This is a genomic window from Sphingobacterium sp. UDSM-2020, assembly GCF_016132525.1.
Taxonomy (GTDB): domain Bacteria; phylum Bacteroidota; class Bacteroidia; order Sphingobacteriales; family Sphingobacteriaceae; genus Sphingobacterium; species Sphingobacterium anhuiense.
In genome coordinates this window covers 2114260-2131134 of the sequence record NZ_CP066166.1, presented here as the reverse complement: position 1 = coordinate 2131134, position 16875 = coordinate 2114260, and the positions used below count along the sequence as shown (strand labels likewise).

Genomic DNA, 16875 nt, shown 5'->3' with positions numbered 1-16875 from the left:
TACTTAAAAGATTGAAATCAACATGACTGCATTATCTGTAAACATCAATAAAATTGCTACCCTACGTAATTCTCGTGGCGGAAATAATCCAAATGTATTAGCAGCTGCTCTAGCCTGTGAACGTTTTGGTGCAAATGGAATTACTGTACATCCAAGACCTGACGAACGCCACATCCGTTATGCAGATGTTTTTGACTTAAAAGCCAATATTCAAACAGAATTAAATATTGAAGGTAATTGTCAAGAACAAAAATTTATAGATCTTGTATTGGCGAACAAACCTGCTCAGGTAACATTAGTTCCTGATGCAGAGGGACAGATTACTTCGAATCATGGTTGGGATACTATTAAAAATAAGGCATATCTGACTGATATGTGCAAACTATTTAAAGATCAAGGTATTCGAGTTTCTATTTTTGTGGATCCAGATGAAGATATGGTTGAGGCAGCAGCAGAAACGGGTACTGACCGAATTGAGCTTTATACAGAGTCATATGCACAAGCATTCTTAGATGAAAGAGATGAAGCGATCAAACCTTATTTTCATGCCGCATTAAAAGCGGGAGAGGTAGGATTAGGCATTAATGCTGGTCATGATTTAGATTTAAATAACCTAACTTACTTTAACGAACATATTCCGGGATTGTTAGAAGTAAGCATAGGACATGCTCTAATTGCTGATGCCCTGTACTTAGGCTTAGAAGAAACGATAAAAAGATACTTAAACGCACTTAAATAAAACAAAAGAGGCTTTACAAATGTAAAGCCTCTTTTGTTGTTATGTTTATTCTATTCCTTTGAATATTCTATTCCATCTTATTTTCGATAGTCCCGATCCCAATTCATCAAGACTTAACCAGGTAAATAATGCTTTACCCACTATATGATCTTCCGGCACGAAACCCCATCCTCTAGAATCTAATGAATTGTGTCTATTATCACCCATCATCCAGTAATAATTCATTTTGAAAGTATAAGAATTAGCTTTTACACCATTAATATAAATACCATCAGACTTATTTTCTAATTTATTACCTTCATAAACAGTGATTGCACGTTCATAAAGTGGCATTGTTGCACTATCTAATTGAACTGTCCATCCTTTACTCGGAACTTTAATAGGACCAAAATTGTCAAAATTCCAGTTCAGAGATGCAACATGAGGAAAAGTTCCATCTTCATTTTCTCCTGCTTTACGAATATTGGGAACAACTTCCTTTACATTTATCCAACCTTTGACCATTGCAGCCTCATCTGCTGTCATAAAAACTTGATAAATGTTAGGTTGTCCGGTATCAGACATTTCTAATCGTTTTTCTTTCATCACACGCAGATCCAAACCAGATTGATCCGTTACTACAATATAATCTAATTGTCCTTCTGGCGGATTAAAACCAGGCTTACCATTTACAAAAAATACTGCATTTGCCATTGAAACTTCATCTCCAGGCATCCCTACACAACGCTTGATGTAGTTCTCACGTTTATCAACCGGTCTGTTGTAAGGAGCATCGGCTTCCATAGGATAATTAAATACTACGACATCATTTCTTTTGATATCCTGAAAACCAGGTAAACGTTTATAAGGAAGTTCGATCAGTTCGGAATAAGCTTTTCCGCCTGTTAGTGGCATCGTATGATGCGCAAAAGGAAATGCCAAAGGTGTCATTGGAATACGAGGCCCATAATTCAACTTACTAACGAACAAGAAATCACCGACTAACAATGTTCGCTCCATGGATCCAGTTGGAATCATATACGCTTCAATCAAAAAACCACGAATTAAAGATGCTGCAACTGTTGCAAAAACAATCGCATCTGCCCATTCGCGGGCCATTGATTTTTTATAAAAATATTTCTTTTTAAATTCCTCTGAATTTGGGTTTCCTAAATACTTTACTAGAGGATCGTTTCCCCAAAGAGGCAATACAATAAAAGGAGCTAAAACTGCTGCCGTATTTTCCCAGAACCTTCTTTTCCCAAATGCCTTTATAAGGTCCAAATACAATCCATAGAAAATAAAAATATTTACGATTGGGACTAGCAAAAGAACAACAATCCATTTTGCACGACCAGTCAATTGAGCCATCACATATTCCCGATAAAAAGGAACTAATGCTTCCCATCCCGGTCTTCCTGCCTTAACAAATAATTTCCAAAGCCCATAATGAGCAACTACTGTTAAGACCGCAAAAATAATATACCACATAAGCTTCTTAAAATTTTATTGTTTAATAATCTAATATTTCAATTAGTATAATAGACTATGGATTCGTTACAGAATCCTTATTTTTTAACGCAAAATCGGCAACTTAGTTACCGATTAAAATCAAACATTTCTGTCACCTGATAGAATCCTTGCTTTCCAAATAACCATTCAGCAGCAATTACTGAACCTAAAGCAAAACCATCACGACTGTGTGCTGTATGCTTAAATTCAATTTGATCCACTTCAGAACTATATACAACAGTATGAGTTCCTGGAACTTCTTCAATACGATGACTCTCTATTAGCAATTGATCTGCTTTCGGAATAACCTCCTCTTCTCCATCGCCAACGACAGAATTAACCCAGGAAGTTTTAGTGTCGCTATTGTTCAGGATACCCTCCGCTATTGTAATAGCAGTTCCACTTGGTGCGTCCAATTTGTGGATATGATGAATTTCCTCAACCTGTACATCGTAAGCTTTATAAGGCTGTATTGCTTTCGCCAACATCTTATTGATATGAAAAAAGATATTTACACCGATCGAAAAATTAGAACCATATAAAATAGACCCATCCACAGAGAGACATTTCTCCTTGATCGTATCAAGATGTTCATACCAGCCTGTTGTACCCATTACAATCGGAAGATTTGCTTCTAAGCAAAGTTCCATATTAGCTATCGCTGCCTGTGGAACACCAAAGTCAATTGCAACATCTGCACCAACCAATTCATCCACTGTAATGAGATTACGATTTTCGCTATTGACGATCAAATGAATTTCATGCCCCCTCTTTTGAGCAAATTTTTCTATGATTTGGCCCATTTTTCCGTAGCCGAATAATACTATTTTCATATCTATTTCAGATCATATTTAAATAAAGAAAACCAAATAAATCTATGCGACAGCGCACAAATACAGCTTTAAGTTATATAATTTTTATTTTATTTTCATGGATAATTTAAGTCCCATAGTTGGAACGGCATTAAATGCAAAATTATTTGATGGGCCCTGAAGTACAGTTGGCCTAATAGTAAATGCGACCTTTTCAGAACTTACACTCCATCGATTCTTTAGCATTGAGTCCACATAAGCTTCGACCACATTCAACCCGTATAACCCCACAGTTAAAAGTACCATAAGATCACGATTACGGCGTGCATAGTCCTTTGCACTAATAAGACCTTGATCTGAAGCGTTAGCATATTGCGGATATTTATTCTGATTGTCTCTAAATCGAGAATCAAGCTCATCAAGAAGTTCTTTATAATAACGGTTGTTAAAGTCAAAAACAAGAACGGTAGATGTAAATCCCCCATAAATTATGGGAACCTTGATCCACCACAACCCCTTATTGGTATATTGTCCCCATCCTGGCAAAACTAAAGATCGCTTCCATGCGGTAACGGTTTTGGCTTCAATAGCAAGACGTGTTGAATCTTTAAAGATTTTGGGTGTTTTTGCTTCTTCTTCAGCCTTCTCTCTTTTTTTTCGTTCTCTACGGCTCTCTTTTTTTGTTGTATCCTGCACTGCCGATACTTTTTTCGTTGAATCTGTTGCAGTAACTGTTTTTAAAGCAACTTTATCTTTTGTATCAACTTTCTGTGCCTGCGCAGCAAAAAAGATAAATATAGAACAGAATAAACTGATTATTTTATACATCTTACCAGTCTAATAATTCCAGAATACGGCTCAGATCATCTTCAGACTCAAAAGGAATTTCGATCGCACCTTTTCCTTTTGCACTTTTTAAATTTAACTTAACCTGAGATGAAAATTTAGATGCCAGATCATCTTCAATCTTTTGAAACTGAAATGATTTAGGTACATTCTTATCTTTTTGTGCTTTCTTTTTATTGCCATTTTGAATCTCCCGCACCAATTCTTCTGCCTTGCGAACAGACAATCCTAAGTCAACGATCAATTTAAAGATATATAATTGTTTATCTACCTCTCCTACATTAATTAGCGCACGTGCATGTCCCATCGTTAACTCTCCATCACGGATCGCTGCTTGAATAACAGGTGGCAATTTCAATAAGCGTAAATAATTGGTTACGGTAGAACGGTTTTTACTTACACGTTCTCCCAATTCTTCTTGCTTCAAATTACACTCTTCAATCATCCGTTGAAAACTTAATGCTACTTCAATCGCATTTAGATTTTCACGTTGAATGTTTTCAATCAGTGCCATTTCCAACATCTGTTGGTCATTCGCTGTCCGAATATATGCCGGAATTTCGGTAATACCAGCTAATTTTGATGCACGGTATCTGCGTTCTCCAGAAATCAACTGGTAGGCATTCTCACCAATTTTTCTAACAGTAATAGGTTGAATTAAACCTTGCAATAAGATCGATTCAGACAGTTCCTGTAGCGCTTGTGGATCAAAATCAGTACGGGGTTGAAATGGATTCATTTCTATCGTATCCACATTAACCGTACTAATATTGCCAGATTCTTTTGATTTTGTAGCAGATTCTACCCGGGATGTTTCTACCTCCGAATTTCTTTCAGGGATATCGGCACTATCGTTTAATAAGGCACCTAATCCTCTTCCTAGACCTGTTTTTCGCTGTTGTGCTGCCATATTATATTGTAACTGTTGAATCTAATTCTTTTAGATGTCCGTTCTTATGTAAAATTTCTCTGGCCAAATTTAAATAGTTGATTGCACCTTTACAGGATGCATCGTGCATAATCACAGAAATACCAAAACTTGGCGCTTCACTTAATCGTGTATTTCGCTGGATAATCGTTTCAAATACCAAATCAGTAAAATGTGTCTTAACTTCCTCTACGACTTGATTAGACAAACGTAATCGCACATCGTACATGGTCAATAAAATACCTTCTATTTCCAAACTAGTATTTAAACGTGTCTGAACAATTTTAATTGTATTCAGCAACTTGCCTAACCCTTCTAATGCAAAATATTCACATTGAACGGGAATTACGACAGAGTTTGAAGCTGATAAAGCATTGATCGTAATCAAACCTAATGATGGAGAGCAGTCAATAATGATAAAGTCGTAATCATCCTTTACTTGATCTAAGATTTTTTTCATCTTATATTCGCGCTCGTGCATATTAATCATTTCGATCTCAGCACCTACCAGATCAATATGAGCTGGTAATAAGTCCAAGTTAGGAGTTTCAGTAGCTTGAATAGCATCACGTGGATCTAGATCATTTACCAGACACTCATATATACTTTCTTTAATGGTTCTTGGATCAAATCCAATTCCAGAAGTAGAGTTTGCTTGTGGATCAGCGTCAACCAATAAGGTTTTATATTCTAAAACAGCTAAACTAGCTGCCAGATTGATTGATGTTGTCGTCTTACCAACACCACCCTTTTGATTTGCAATTGATATAATTTTACCCATTTCGAATGAAATTCTTTCTTTATAAAATGTCATTTTGTTCCCCTAAAGTCACAAAAAAGGATTATTCTGTTCATTCATAAATTCTTCCACGCAAAAAAACACTTAAATCATGCATATTTCTTACTTTTGAAAGTATCTAAAGGAATAGATCCTCAAGATGCTAAGATACAAAAAATCAGGATATACATCCACTTTGTTCCTTGGGTTTTTATAAGTTACAACTAGACAATGATTTTAATAATTTCGGGAACGAATCGCCCCAAAAGTAAGACGCTAAAAGTTGCAAAATACTATCAAGATTACATACAAAAAAGCGGTGAAAGCTGTCAAATACTACCTTTAACAGAACTTCCTGCAGATATTATCGTCTCAGATTTATATGGTCAACGAAGTGACCAGTTTAAAAAAATACAACAGCTGGTATCTGAAGCCGATAAATTTATTTTTATCACACCAGAGTATAATGGCAGTATACCTGGCGTACTCAAGGTCTTCATTGACGCCTGTACTTTCCCAATTAGCTTCTGCCATAAAAAAGCGGCTCTTGTTGGTATTTCATCGGGACGCTATGGTAATTTAAGAGGGATAGATCATCTAACCGGAATATGTAATTACTTACGTATGCATGTTTTACCATTAAAAATTTTTTTACCTCATATTCAAAATGAAATAAGCGAAGAAAATACATTTGTGCATATTGAAACAAGGAATGCCATTCATGAACAAATAGATGAACTTATTCATTTTTAAAAATTTACAAAACACAAGAGCCAATGCTTACACGCATTGGCTCTTGTGTTTTAATTCAATAAAAGCGCAAATATTTGTATTTTGCCCAAAACTAAATCATATGAAATTAAAAATTACATACCTCCTATTATCCATTGGCTTTCTATGGTCTTGCAAACAAACTACAGAACATAATACGCTAAGTGCAATCGAAAAAGAAGAGGGTTGGCAACTTCTCTTTAACGGAAAAGATATTAACAATTGGCATATTTACAACAAAGGGAATCAACCCTCTAAATGGGTGGTAAAAGATGATGCTATTCTTTGCGACCCAACTGTTAAAACTGGTGTATTTGGAGATTTAGTCTCGAATGAAACTTTTCAAGACTTTGACTTAAAATTTGATTGGAAAGTTGCTAAAGGTGGCAATAGCGGCGTATTTATAGATGTTCAAGAGGATCCTAAATATGACGCTACATTTGTTACAGGACTTGAAATGCAACTTTTAGATAATGCCAATGCGGAACCGCGGCATCAAACAGATTCAACACATTGGGCTGGATCGTTATACGCAATAAAGGGCATAGGATCCAATTCAAAACCTAATCCCTACAACGAATGGAATCAATCTAGAATTGTACAGAACAAGGGAAAAGTAAGCTTTTGGTTAAATGGGAAGTTAACATTCGAAAACGAAACCAACACCCAGGAATGGAAAGATCTTGTCGCTGGTACCAATATGAAGAACTATCCAGATTTCGTTAAATTCCAAAAAGGAAAAATTGCCTTACAAAACCATACTGATGAAGTTTCTTTTCGTAACATCAAAATTAAACTATTGTAAAAAGAAGAGCAGGAAATCCTGCTCTTCTTTTTTACAATAGTTTAATACCCGAATAACTCTTGCAATGTTAATTTCTTAACTTCTCCAAGTTTTTGCAGATCCTCCATTTTTATATTTTCATCTTTTGCAACAATACAATAAACATAAGGTTTACGACTCATTTCTTTATTATGAAAAGTTTTCAGATCTGTAAAACTTAATTTTGGCGCTTGCTCATAGATATCTTTACGAATATCTGCCGTAAGTCCCAAGCGCTGTGCACTTAGATAATTTGATAAAATATTTGCGTTCGTAATGCGGTCACTAGCCAATGATTTTACTAAACTAACTTTAGCGATATCCAAAGCTTTTGGAGCATCAGGTAAATCATTTAATAGTTCATTCATACCGACAACAGCTTCATTAAATTTATCGGCCTGTGTACCAACATATGCGCCTACCGAATAATGATTTTCCTTTTTAACAGGAGAAGCAAAATTAGCATAAGTAGAATAAGCTAAAGCTTTAGATTCTCGAATCGTTTGAAATACGATGCTTCCCATACCTCCACCAAAATACATATTAAATAATGCGACAGTAGGACTATATTTTGAATTATACACTTCAGAATTTCTAAACCAGAATACTTCCGCCTGCTTCATATCAAAATTAGTAAACAACACTTGATTTTTAGGGGTAGGCAATTCTTCAAAAGTATTTGCTTTCTGAACTGTAGCAAAATTGGTATTCGAATTTAAAGGTTTAAGAGTAGCAACCAATTGACTAGTAGTCTTAGGCCCGTAATATAAAATTTGATGTTTTGTATTTGCCAGCTCGTGTAAAATAGTAACTAAGTCCGATGCTTTGATAGCATCCAGCTCTTGATCTGTCAAAACATTATTAAAAGGATTTTTAGCTCCATATTTTGCATATGATCTCAATCCTTCCATGATCAAGTTCTTATTTTCTTTAGCATTTGTTCTTGATTTTTTCAAACGACCGATATAAGCTTCCAATGCTTCTTGATCACCAACACTATTTTTTAATAAATCTTGAATCAGCGCAACTGTTTGTTCAAAATTTTCATTTAAACCTGAAATATTAATACGTGTTTCTTCATTACCTGAAGACACTGAAAAATCTGAGGCCAACTTATAAAATGCTTTGCTGAAATCTTCACTGGTTTTTTCTTTAGTACCTAAGAATTCTAAATAATCTGAGGCAATACTTAATAACTTATTATTCCATTTTCCCATCTCGTAACGATAAGTTAAACTAAATAATGCGTTATCTTTATTTTGCACCGCGATCACATCAAGACCTTTTAAGGTAGCCTTTTGTACATCTTTAGTGTAATCTAACCAGACAGGTGCAATTTTGCTTTCAGGCATTGCAGCAATAGTCTTTAGAAATAATGATTGATCGTCACGATTTACAACTACAGGCGTAATAGGAGGTTTCTCTACTTTTACAATGCTATCGTCAATGCCCTTACGTTTATAGACCACTACATAATTATTATCATTCAGATATTTTGTAGCAAAATCCATTATATCTTTCTTCGTGATTTTAGTTAAGTTATCTGAATAACTCAATTCTGTCGACCAATCAACCCCAGAAGTAAAGGCATCCATTAACTCCTCAGCACGATTACTATAGCTTTCATTTCGTGAAATTTCTGATTTCTTTTCATTATTAACAATGGAAGTAATTAGGTCATCAGAAAAATCACCTTTACGCAACTTATCCAATTCTCCTAAAATCAAAGATTTCACATCATCTAAAGATTGACCTTGACTTGGATTAGCCTGCATGATCAACATCGAATAATCTTTCAATACATATGGAAAAGCCCCTGCTCCCAATAACTTTTGAGATTTCACTAAATCTAAATCAATTAATCCTGCTGAACCATTTGTAAGCATGTTTCCAAGCAAATTCAACATTTGAGCATCTTTTGTAGATGCACCGGGGAAACGGAAACCTAAAAATAGAAATTCCGATTCTGGCCCTTTAACCTCTCTTACAATTGGTTGTTTGATGTCTTTTTCAGCATCAAAAGTATATGCTGGAATTTCTTTCGGTTTCATATAACTGAATGCCTGATCGATTTTCTTTACTACTTCATTTGGGTCAAAGTCACCAGACATAATTACCCCCATATTATTAGGGACATAATACGTATTAAAATATTCACGAATCGCTTTCAAAGAAGGGTTCTTCAAATGTTCAACGGTACCGATAGTTGTCTGTTTTCCATAATTATTATTTGGAAACATAGCTTCAAACATGGCCTCTACTGATTTACGTCCATCATTATCCAACCCTCTATTCTTCTCTTCATAAACAGCCTCTAATTCTGTATGAAACAATCTTAATATAGGATTACGAAAACGTTCTGCTTGTACAGCCAGGAACTTATCGATTACGTTATTGGGAATATCCTCAGTATAGACAGTCTGTTCAAAAGAAGTGAAGGCATTTGTTCCCTCAGCCCCCATCTCACTCATCAATTTATCGTATTCATTGGCAATAGCATATTTTGCTGCCTCGCCAGAAACCTGATCGATCTGCTTATAAATTTCTTTACGCTTGGCTTCATCCTTAGTGGAGTTATACTGTTCATATAAACCATCGATCTGATCCAGTAATGGTTTTTCCTTTGCCCAATCTTTTGATCCAAACTTATCAGTCCCTTTAAAAAGCATGTGCTCTAAATAATGCGCTAAGCCTGTGTGATCTGAAGGATCAGTTTTACTCCCTGCTTTCGTTGCAATATAGGCCTGAATACGAGGTACCTTTTTAGAAGGGCTCAAAATAACTGTAAGACCGTTTTTTAATGTATAAAAACGCGAATTTGTAGGATCATTGGTTACGTAACGATACGTATACCCACCCTCGTTTGCTTCTTTCCAATCATACTTTTTCACCTGTGCAAAAATTGTTACGTGTGATAAGAACACAAAAGCTATTATCGAAATAGATTTTAAATTCATTTCTAATAAGTTTATATAATACAATCAAATATATAAATGTTTATATGAAAATTCATCGTGTTTGAACATCTTTAAAATGACAACAGTACTATGAGGTAAATTTCAATTCCGAAAGCAATCAGCTAGATCAATTTAGCTTCGATAAAATTATAAAGGAAACATAAAATAGGAGTAAATAAAAAAAGCATCGATAAATCGATGCTTTGATGTGGAGAATACTGGGTTCGAACCAATGACTACTCCCGATGTATCGGGATGATCTGAACCAGCGTACTAGACACGAATCAATTCTTCGATTTTTAAATGGCTTTTCCAAGATTTAATAAGCGTTTCCCAAATTAAAGCATCATGCTTAGAGCCATATTCTTCCTGGTATACAACCTCCCAATCCTGAGCTCTACCGGTAAAACCTTTTTTATGAACAGCGTTATGCCTGCGAAGTCGACCCTCAATATCTAAAGAAACACCGAAATAATACCGATCACAGCTTAACGAATATAAAATATACAGGAAATACATAAAAATAGGAGTAAATAAAAAAAGCATCGATAAATCGATGCTTTGATGTGCAGAATACTGGGTTCGAACCAGTGACCACTCCCGATGTATCGGGATGATCTGAACCAGCGTACTACACACGAATCAATTCTTCGATTTTTAAACGGCTTTTCCAAGATTTAATAAGCGTCTCCCTAATCAAAGCATCATGCTTAGAGCCATATTCTTCCTGGTATACAACCTCCCAATCCTGAGCTCTACCGGTAAAACCTTTTTTATGAACAGCGTTATGCCTGCGAAGTCGACCCTCAACATCTGAAGAAACACCGATATAATATCGATCACAGCTTAACGAATATAAAATATATAGGAAATACATAAAAATAGGAGTAAATAAAAAAAGCATCGATAAATCGATGCTTTGATGTGGAGAATACTGGGTTCGAACCAGTGACCCTCTGCTTGTAAGGCAGATGCTCTGAACCAGCTGAGCTAATTCTCCGTTAAGTATTTTGAAACACTTCTGTTTGCGTGGAGAATACTGGGTTCGAACCAGTGACCCTCTGCTTGTAAGGCAGATGCTCTGAACCAGCTGAGCTAATTCTCCTTTTTTCTTTCAATGAACCATCTCATTTGCCAGTGACCACTCCCGATGTATCGGGATGCTCTGAACCAGCTGAGCTAATTCTCCGTTAAGTTTTTTGAAACACTTCTGTTTGCGTGGAGAATACTGGGTTCGAACCAGTGACCCTCTGCTTGTAAGGCAGATGCTCTGAACCAGCTGAGCTAATTCTCCATTTTTTTTCAGACTTTCAATAAATTAGCTGAGCTAATTTCCCGCTTTAGTTCTCGCTATATAATGCCTTTCCCTAATTGCGTATGCAAATGTACTGCAAAATTTCGACTCTCAAAATTATTTCAAAAGTTTTTTACGCTTAAAAACGCAATCCACTAGAAGCCACGCATATAATTTTCAATATTTTTAGTCATAGAATTTCCAAGAAACACCAAATCTTATATTCGCATCATTCATCGGATAACGACGAACAGTATAATAGCCTTTTGGCATGCCCAAATATTGGTTTACAAAATTACAACTTATAAAAAGTGTCACGCGTTGTATGTTTGCTGTAGCCCACGCATCAAATATAGGATAAGTCGAAAATTTAATCCCTGCATTATCATTATAAAACTGACTTGCATTAATTGAATAAGATGGTGTTGTAAACGGAGTGTTGAAACGTGCATCAACTCCAATGTTGAAATCAACCACCTTATAAAGCACATTGCTGTAATACAAACTATGCCAGGTATATATTTCAGGAGTTGCAAGTGTTTCCTGCTGATCTGTTTTTTGATATACAATTAAGTTATCCAAGGTAAATTTACTAAACTTGAACTTTTGTCCTACTGAAACCTTTAATAGATTAACAGATCCCAATTGCGCCGGTTCAATTAATTTAGCCAGGCGTGAATCATTTTTCGGATTATCAATCTCTTTAAAGTAAAGATAATTATCCATTAAAAAGTATTCAACCTTTCCATTGAACCCAATTTTTGGATTGCTATACTGAAAAGCTAGATTTTGTGTTTTTGTTTTATTAAGATCTCGCTCCCATTGATGGTAGGTATAATTCATTCGATTAAAGACCATTTCAGGTGATTTATTCTGCGAATAAGCCGAAAGCGTAATTTTACCGACATTCGAACTTAATAAAAAGTCGGCTTTTGCTTCATAAAGATAATCACCAAAATTATGACCCATCACTATCTGATTGACTTTACCTGTTAGATTTACTCGATCTGAGAACTTATACCCCAGCTCCCCTTTTAGCATACCATTTTGATAAAATCTGTTATTGATACCACTATCTGAATACCAATACATATCATGTTGAAAAGCAACATTTAATTTCGCTTCATTTTTAAAAATGGATTTTCCCCTCAAGTAAAAGCTATATTCAAATTCATTTGAAATAGAAGTAATTTCCGTTGTATCCTGCGTTAATCTGGAAGAGCCATATGGGAAAGCACCATTAGCATCGGTTTCATTTTTAAAAAAATTATATTTCTGAATCCGTACAGAACTGTTATGTGCAACGCTATTTGTAGGGTAAATCTGCATTGTAGGCTTACCTGCATCAACGGTATCGAGATGACCAAGAAACATCGATTGACGAATGAAAAATGAATTATCACGCCATTCATTTCGAGGTCTATTGTCTCCTTGCCCCTGTAATCTTACGGGGTAACGATCGGATGATTGTTTTTCCTTATCTTTGAATATATTATCTGACAAAATCGAACCATTCTCTGAAGCATCAAGTTTATTAAACACTAAATTTGTCAACAAATTATAGCGGTGATTCTCGGACTCGTACCAAGCAAATAAAGCCGATTTGATATCGGAATACTTCTGATTGGTATAATATCCATCTGCTCTTGTTGCATGAAATTCTCCACCTATATTAAGTCTTGGATTTATATTTTGTGCAAGTCTAGCACGAAATACTTGATCATCAAAGAAAAATCCTACAGCATAAAGTTCCGAAAATCTGGCACGTGCCCTAAAATATTGAATAGAATCTGGTCTGTACAAGGTACGCTCCAAACTGTGAAATCCACTTTGAAAACCTATCGTTTTACTAGGTTGAAATAATAGGTCACGCGTTGCTAAACCATAGGAACCTAAATTGATACTGGGATTCCATGGTAAATTCTGTTTATTATAATACTGAAAATTACGATGTGATGTATCTATTTGAACGGTGTAGGTTCCTTTTTTCATCATATCCAATGTTGTATATCGAATATATTTAGCAGACAAAATAACAGAATCCTGTTTCGCATCTTCTTTTGCCCGAGCAGAATCTAAAGCACTACTCCATTCATCATTACTTTGTGCTTGAACTTGATTTACAAAACCAAGAATACAACAAAAAATCGCTAATAAGCGCAGGGTCACCTTCATTAATATTTGAACTAGTATTGTTTAAAAACTATTGCAAAGCTATTAATTCTTTCAAAATTAACGTCATCTTTGGTTCAGCTTTTGCAGCTATATCTACGATGTCCTGCAAAGAAACAGGTTGCAGATTATCATGAAAACCCTCATCAGTAATCACAGAGATCGCAAAAACAGGTATATCCATATGATTAGCGACAATAACTTCAGGCACAGTACTCATCCCCACAATATCACCGCCAATCAATCTCATGTAACGATACTCGGCTTTAGTTTCCAAATTTGGTCCTGGGGCAGCTACATATACAACCTCATGTGCCCTAATTTCTCTGTGGACAGCAATGTCTAAACCTTGCTTTACCATTTCACGGTTATAGGGTTGACTCATATCAGGAAAACGTGGGCCGAATGCGGCTAAGTTTGAACCACGGAGCGGATTATCTGGCAACAAATTAATGTGATCGGAAATAATACCCAAATCACCTTTAAGAATATTAGGGTTTAAAGATCCTGAGGCATTTGAAACAAAGAGCTTCTGAATGCCCAAGACTTTCATGATACGGATTGGAAATGTAATTTCTTTCATATTGTAGCCTTCATAATAATGAAGTCTACCTTGCATCGCTACAACCCTACGACCATTCAGCATACCGAAAATCAATTTACCGGAATGAAATTCAACTGTAGAAATGGGAAAGTTGGGGATATTGGAATACATCAATGAATACTGGACGTCGATCTCATCGACCAACTTACCCAATCCAGTACCTAGTATTATTCCAAATTCAGGCTGAAAATCGCCTATTTTCTTGCGGATAAATCCAGCGGTTTCTTCTATCAATTGATACATACGTGCAAAAAAACTAATTTAATCAAACTTAACTTAATTTTTTTGCACGTACAAATCACTTAACTTTTTTTAATTATGTGAAAGCGCTCTATCGGAGGCTTTACCCGGAGAAGTTAAAATCAACAGTACGAATGTTATAAAACCATTGATAATGATCAAGTCTAAACCGATTACATACGGCGTATAAACTTCTATTACATAAGTTTTCAAAATATACAAAATAGCTGGTGATAGCACACAAATGAAAGGCACTAGTTTGTCTTTAACTGCGTATTTTGTAGCAATACCTACAACAAACAGTCCCAACAATGGACCATATGTGTAACTTGCAGCTGTAAAGATTGCGTTTACGACCGAATCATCATTAATTAATTTGAATACTAAAATCACCAATAACATAACAATAGAAAAGCCAAAATGTACATAATTACGTTGCTTAACCAATACTGGATCATTCGGATTCTCTTTTTTATTAAAATTTAGGAAATCAATACAATACGAAGTCGTCAAAGCAGTTAATGCTGAGTCAGTAGTTGCAAATGTAGCTGCCGTCAATCCCATCATAAAAATTATTGCCGGAAGAATAGCCAAATGATTTAAAGCAATTTCAGGATATAAATAATCACGAGTAGCGAGCTGACTGATATCAATTCCATTTTTCTCTGCATAGATATAGAGCAGTGCTCCAACTGCTAAAAAGAAAATATTGATCACCACAAATACACTGGTAAAGGTAAGCATATTCTTTTGAGCCTCTTTGATTGTTCCCATGGAGAGGTTCTTCTGCATCAGATCCTGGTCTAATCCTGTCATGGCAATGGTTACAAAAATCCCCCCTAGAAATTGTTTCCAAAAATTAGCTTTGCTACCAACAAAATCATCCCAAAAGAATATTTTAGAATAGCTACTTTCTTTAACTGCTTCGAAAGTATCAACAATTCCAAAATTTAGTCCTTTAGCCATAAAGTAGATGGAAAGAATGACCGCTGTTATCAAAAATGTTGTTTGCAGCGTATCCGTTACAATTATTGTCTTCAACCCGCCTTTATTTGTATAAAGCCAAATTAACAACAGACAGATTACAACTGTAACTACAAAAGGAATATTCCAAGCATCAAAAATAAAATGTTGCAATACAATAGCAACCAAATAAAGACGAAAGGCAGAACCTATCGTTCTTGAAATTAAAAAAATAGCTGCTCCTGTTTTATAAGTTGTATGACCAAAACGTTCTTCTAAATAGGTGTAAATAGAAGTTAGGTTCATCCTATAATATAGCGGTAACAAGACATACGCGATGATAATAAAACCAACGGCATTTCCGAGCACAAACTGAAAGTAGCTAAATTCTGAAGCACCAACTGCTCCCGGTACTGAAATGAAAGTCACTCCTGACAATGCAGTACCAATCATTCCAAAGGCAACCATATACCATTTCGAATTGCGATTAGCCACAAAAAAAGTGGAGTTGTCTGATGATCCCTTTGAAGTAAAATGCGCTACGGCAAGTAAAACAGCAAAGTAGACCACCAAAAATGATAATAAAATTATTGGTGACATAAGTTTGTTTTATAATAGGTGATTTAGTGTTTAGTGTGTTTCTTGATATGCCTCTATTGCCTGGCGCACATGACCAAATTTTTCCAATAATTCTGTTGCTTCAGCTTCCGTTGCATTCGTTTCATCCATAATAATACGAACCCCGCGAGCCATTAATTTATGATTAGATAATTGCATATCAACCATTTTATTTCCCTGCACACGTCCCAATTGGATCATAATGGAGGTACTTAGCATATTCAGTACTAATTTTTGAGCAGTCCCTGCTTTCATACGTGTAGAACCTGTCACGAACTCAGGCCCAACCACTACTTCCACAGGCAATTGCGCCTCTTTTGCTATAGGTGAACCACTATTGCAAACGATACAGCCTGTTACTAATCCCGCGGCATTGGCGGCCTGTAAACCTCCAACTACATAAGGAGTCGTTCCTGATGCGGCAATACCGATAACAACATCCGTTTTATTAATACTATATTCAGTCAAGTCCTTCCAGGCCTGTTCTGTATCATCTTCAGCAAATTCAACTGCTTTTCGGATAGCCGTATCTCCTCCTGCAATCATTCCGATAATCCAATCAAATGGAACACCATAAGTTGGAGGACATTCTGATGCATCCAAAACACCTAATCGTCCACTTGTACCAGCACCGATATAAAAAACACGTCCTCCATTTTTCATCTTAGATACACACTCATTAACCAACGCCTCTATCTGCGGAATAGCTTTTTCAACAGCCATCGGAACGGTCTTATCTTCGTTATTAATATTCGTCAACAACTCCAAAACAGTCATTTTTTCTAAATCCTGGTAATGCGATTCTTTTTCGGTTGTATTTATCATCCTATCTTCTATAT

The 16875-nt window shown here is 35.7% G+C and carries 15 protein-coding genes and 3 tRNA genes; 3 read left to right on the top strand and 15 right to left on the bottom strand.

The annotated features are described in order from the left end of the window. Positions 1–22 precede the first annotated feature (22 nt). Entirely contained in the window at positions 23–739 is a 717-nt protein-coding gene (locus tag JAZ75_RS09105) for a pyridoxine 5'-phosphate synthase (protein WP_208701386.1), read from the top strand. 45 nt (positions 740–784) lie between these two features. Here the strand turns inward: JAZ75_RS09105 and lepB are convergent, their stop codons facing one another. The 5 genes from lepB to JAZ75_RS09080 form a co-directional block, all read right to left on the bottom strand. Then, complete coding sequence (gene lepB / locus JAZ75_RS09100; RefSeq protein ID WP_132769357.1) at positions 785–2209, bottom strand: signal peptidase I; 1425 nt, start codon at positions 2207–2209, stop codon at positions 785–787. Positions 2210–2316: 107 nt separating this feature from the next. Then, positions 2317–3063, bottom strand: coding sequence for a 4-hydroxy-tetrahydrodipicolinate reductase (gene dapB / locus JAZ75_RS09095; protein ID WP_208701384.1), 747 nt, complete (start codon positions 3061–3063; stop codon positions 2317–2319). 84 nt (positions 3064–3147) lie between these two features. Continuing rightward, positions 3148–3870, bottom strand: coding sequence for a DUF5683 domain-containing protein (locus tag JAZ75_RS09090; protein ID WP_208701382.1), 723 nt, complete (start codon positions 3868–3870; stop codon positions 3148–3150). Between the two features lies 1 nt (position 3871). Beyond that, a complete protein-coding gene (locus JAZ75_RS09085) occupies positions 3872–4798 on the bottom strand; it encodes a ParB/RepB/Spo0J family partition protein (RefSeq protein ID WP_021188018.1) in 927 nt (308 codons plus the stop codon). Position 4799: 1 nt separating this feature from the next. Beyond that, positions 4800–5597: a ParA family protein gene (locus tag JAZ75_RS09080; protein WP_132769363.1), complete on the bottom strand. Its 798-nt coding sequence runs from the start codon at positions 5595–5597 to the stop codon at positions 4800–4802. 228 nt (positions 5598–5825) lie between these two features. Between JAZ75_RS09080 and JAZ75_RS09075 the strand changes: the two genes are divergently transcribed. Both JAZ75_RS09075 and JAZ75_RS09070 read left to right on the top strand, forming a co-directional pair. Next, a complete protein-coding gene (locus tag JAZ75_RS09075; protein ID WP_208701380.1) occupies positions 5826–6347 on the top strand; it encodes an NADPH-dependent FMN reductase in 522 nt (173 codons plus the stop codon). A gap of 100 nt (positions 6348–6447) precedes the next feature. After that, positions 6448–7170 (top strand): DUF1080 domain-containing protein, encoded by a 723-nt coding sequence (locus JAZ75_RS09070; protein WP_208701378.1) that lies wholly within the window; start codon positions 6448–6450, stop codon positions 7168–7170. Between the two features lie 41 nt (positions 7171–7211). On the opposite strand, the gene JAZ75_RS09065 is transcribed toward JAZ75_RS09070, so the two are convergent. The 10 genes from JAZ75_RS09065 to murQ form a co-directional block, all read right to left on the bottom strand. Further along, positions 7212–10145: a M16 family metallopeptidase gene (locus JAZ75_RS09065; RefSeq protein WP_208701375.1), complete on the bottom strand. Its 2934-nt coding sequence runs from the start codon at positions 10143–10145 to the stop codon at positions 7212–7214. A gap of 273 nt (positions 10146–10418) precedes the next feature. Further along, positions 10419–10664: a GIY-YIG nuclease family protein gene (locus JAZ75_RS09060; protein ID WP_232789395.1), complete on the bottom strand. Its 246-nt coding sequence runs from the start codon at positions 10662–10664 to the stop codon at positions 10419–10421. Between the two features lie 112 nt (positions 10665–10776). Beyond that, positions 10777–11022 carry a GIY-YIG nuclease family protein gene (locus JAZ75_RS09055; protein ID WP_232789394.1) on the bottom strand — a complete coding sequence of 82 codons (246 nt, stop codon included), beginning with the start codon at positions 11020–11022 and terminating at the stop codon, positions 10777–10779. 48 nt (positions 11023–11070) lie between these two features. After that, positions 11071–11145 (bottom strand) — tRNA-Val (locus JAZ75_RS09050). 30 nt (positions 11146–11175) lie between these two features. Continuing rightward, positions 11176–11250: transfer RNA gene (locus JAZ75_RS09045), tRNA-Val, on the bottom strand. A gap of 114 nt (positions 11251–11364) precedes the next feature. Then, positions 11365–11439, bottom strand: a tRNA-Val gene (locus tag JAZ75_RS09040). Between the two features lie 186 nt (positions 11440–11625). Continuing rightward, complete coding sequence (locus JAZ75_RS09035) at positions 11626–13614, bottom strand: putative porin (protein ID WP_208701373.1); 1989 nt, start codon at positions 13612–13614, stop codon at positions 11626–11628. 28 nt (positions 13615–13642) lie between these two features. Next, a complete protein-coding gene (locus JAZ75_RS09030; RefSeq protein ID WP_208701371.1) occupies positions 13643–14458 on the bottom strand; it encodes a purine-nucleoside phosphorylase in 816 nt (271 codons plus the stop codon). A 69-nt stretch (positions 14459–14527) separates the two neighbouring features. After that, positions 14528–16018: a sodium:solute symporter gene (locus tag JAZ75_RS09025; protein WP_208701369.1), complete on the bottom strand. Its 1491-nt coding sequence runs from the start codon at positions 16016–16018 to the stop codon at positions 14528–14530. A 30-nt stretch (positions 16019–16048) separates the two neighbouring features. Next, positions 16049–16861, bottom strand: a complete 813-nt coding sequence (gene murQ, locus JAZ75_RS09020; RefSeq protein ID WP_208701367.1) for an N-acetylmuramic acid 6-phosphate etherase — start codon at positions 16859–16861, stop codon at positions 16049–16051. Between the last annotated feature and the right edge of the window lie 14 nt (positions 16862–16875).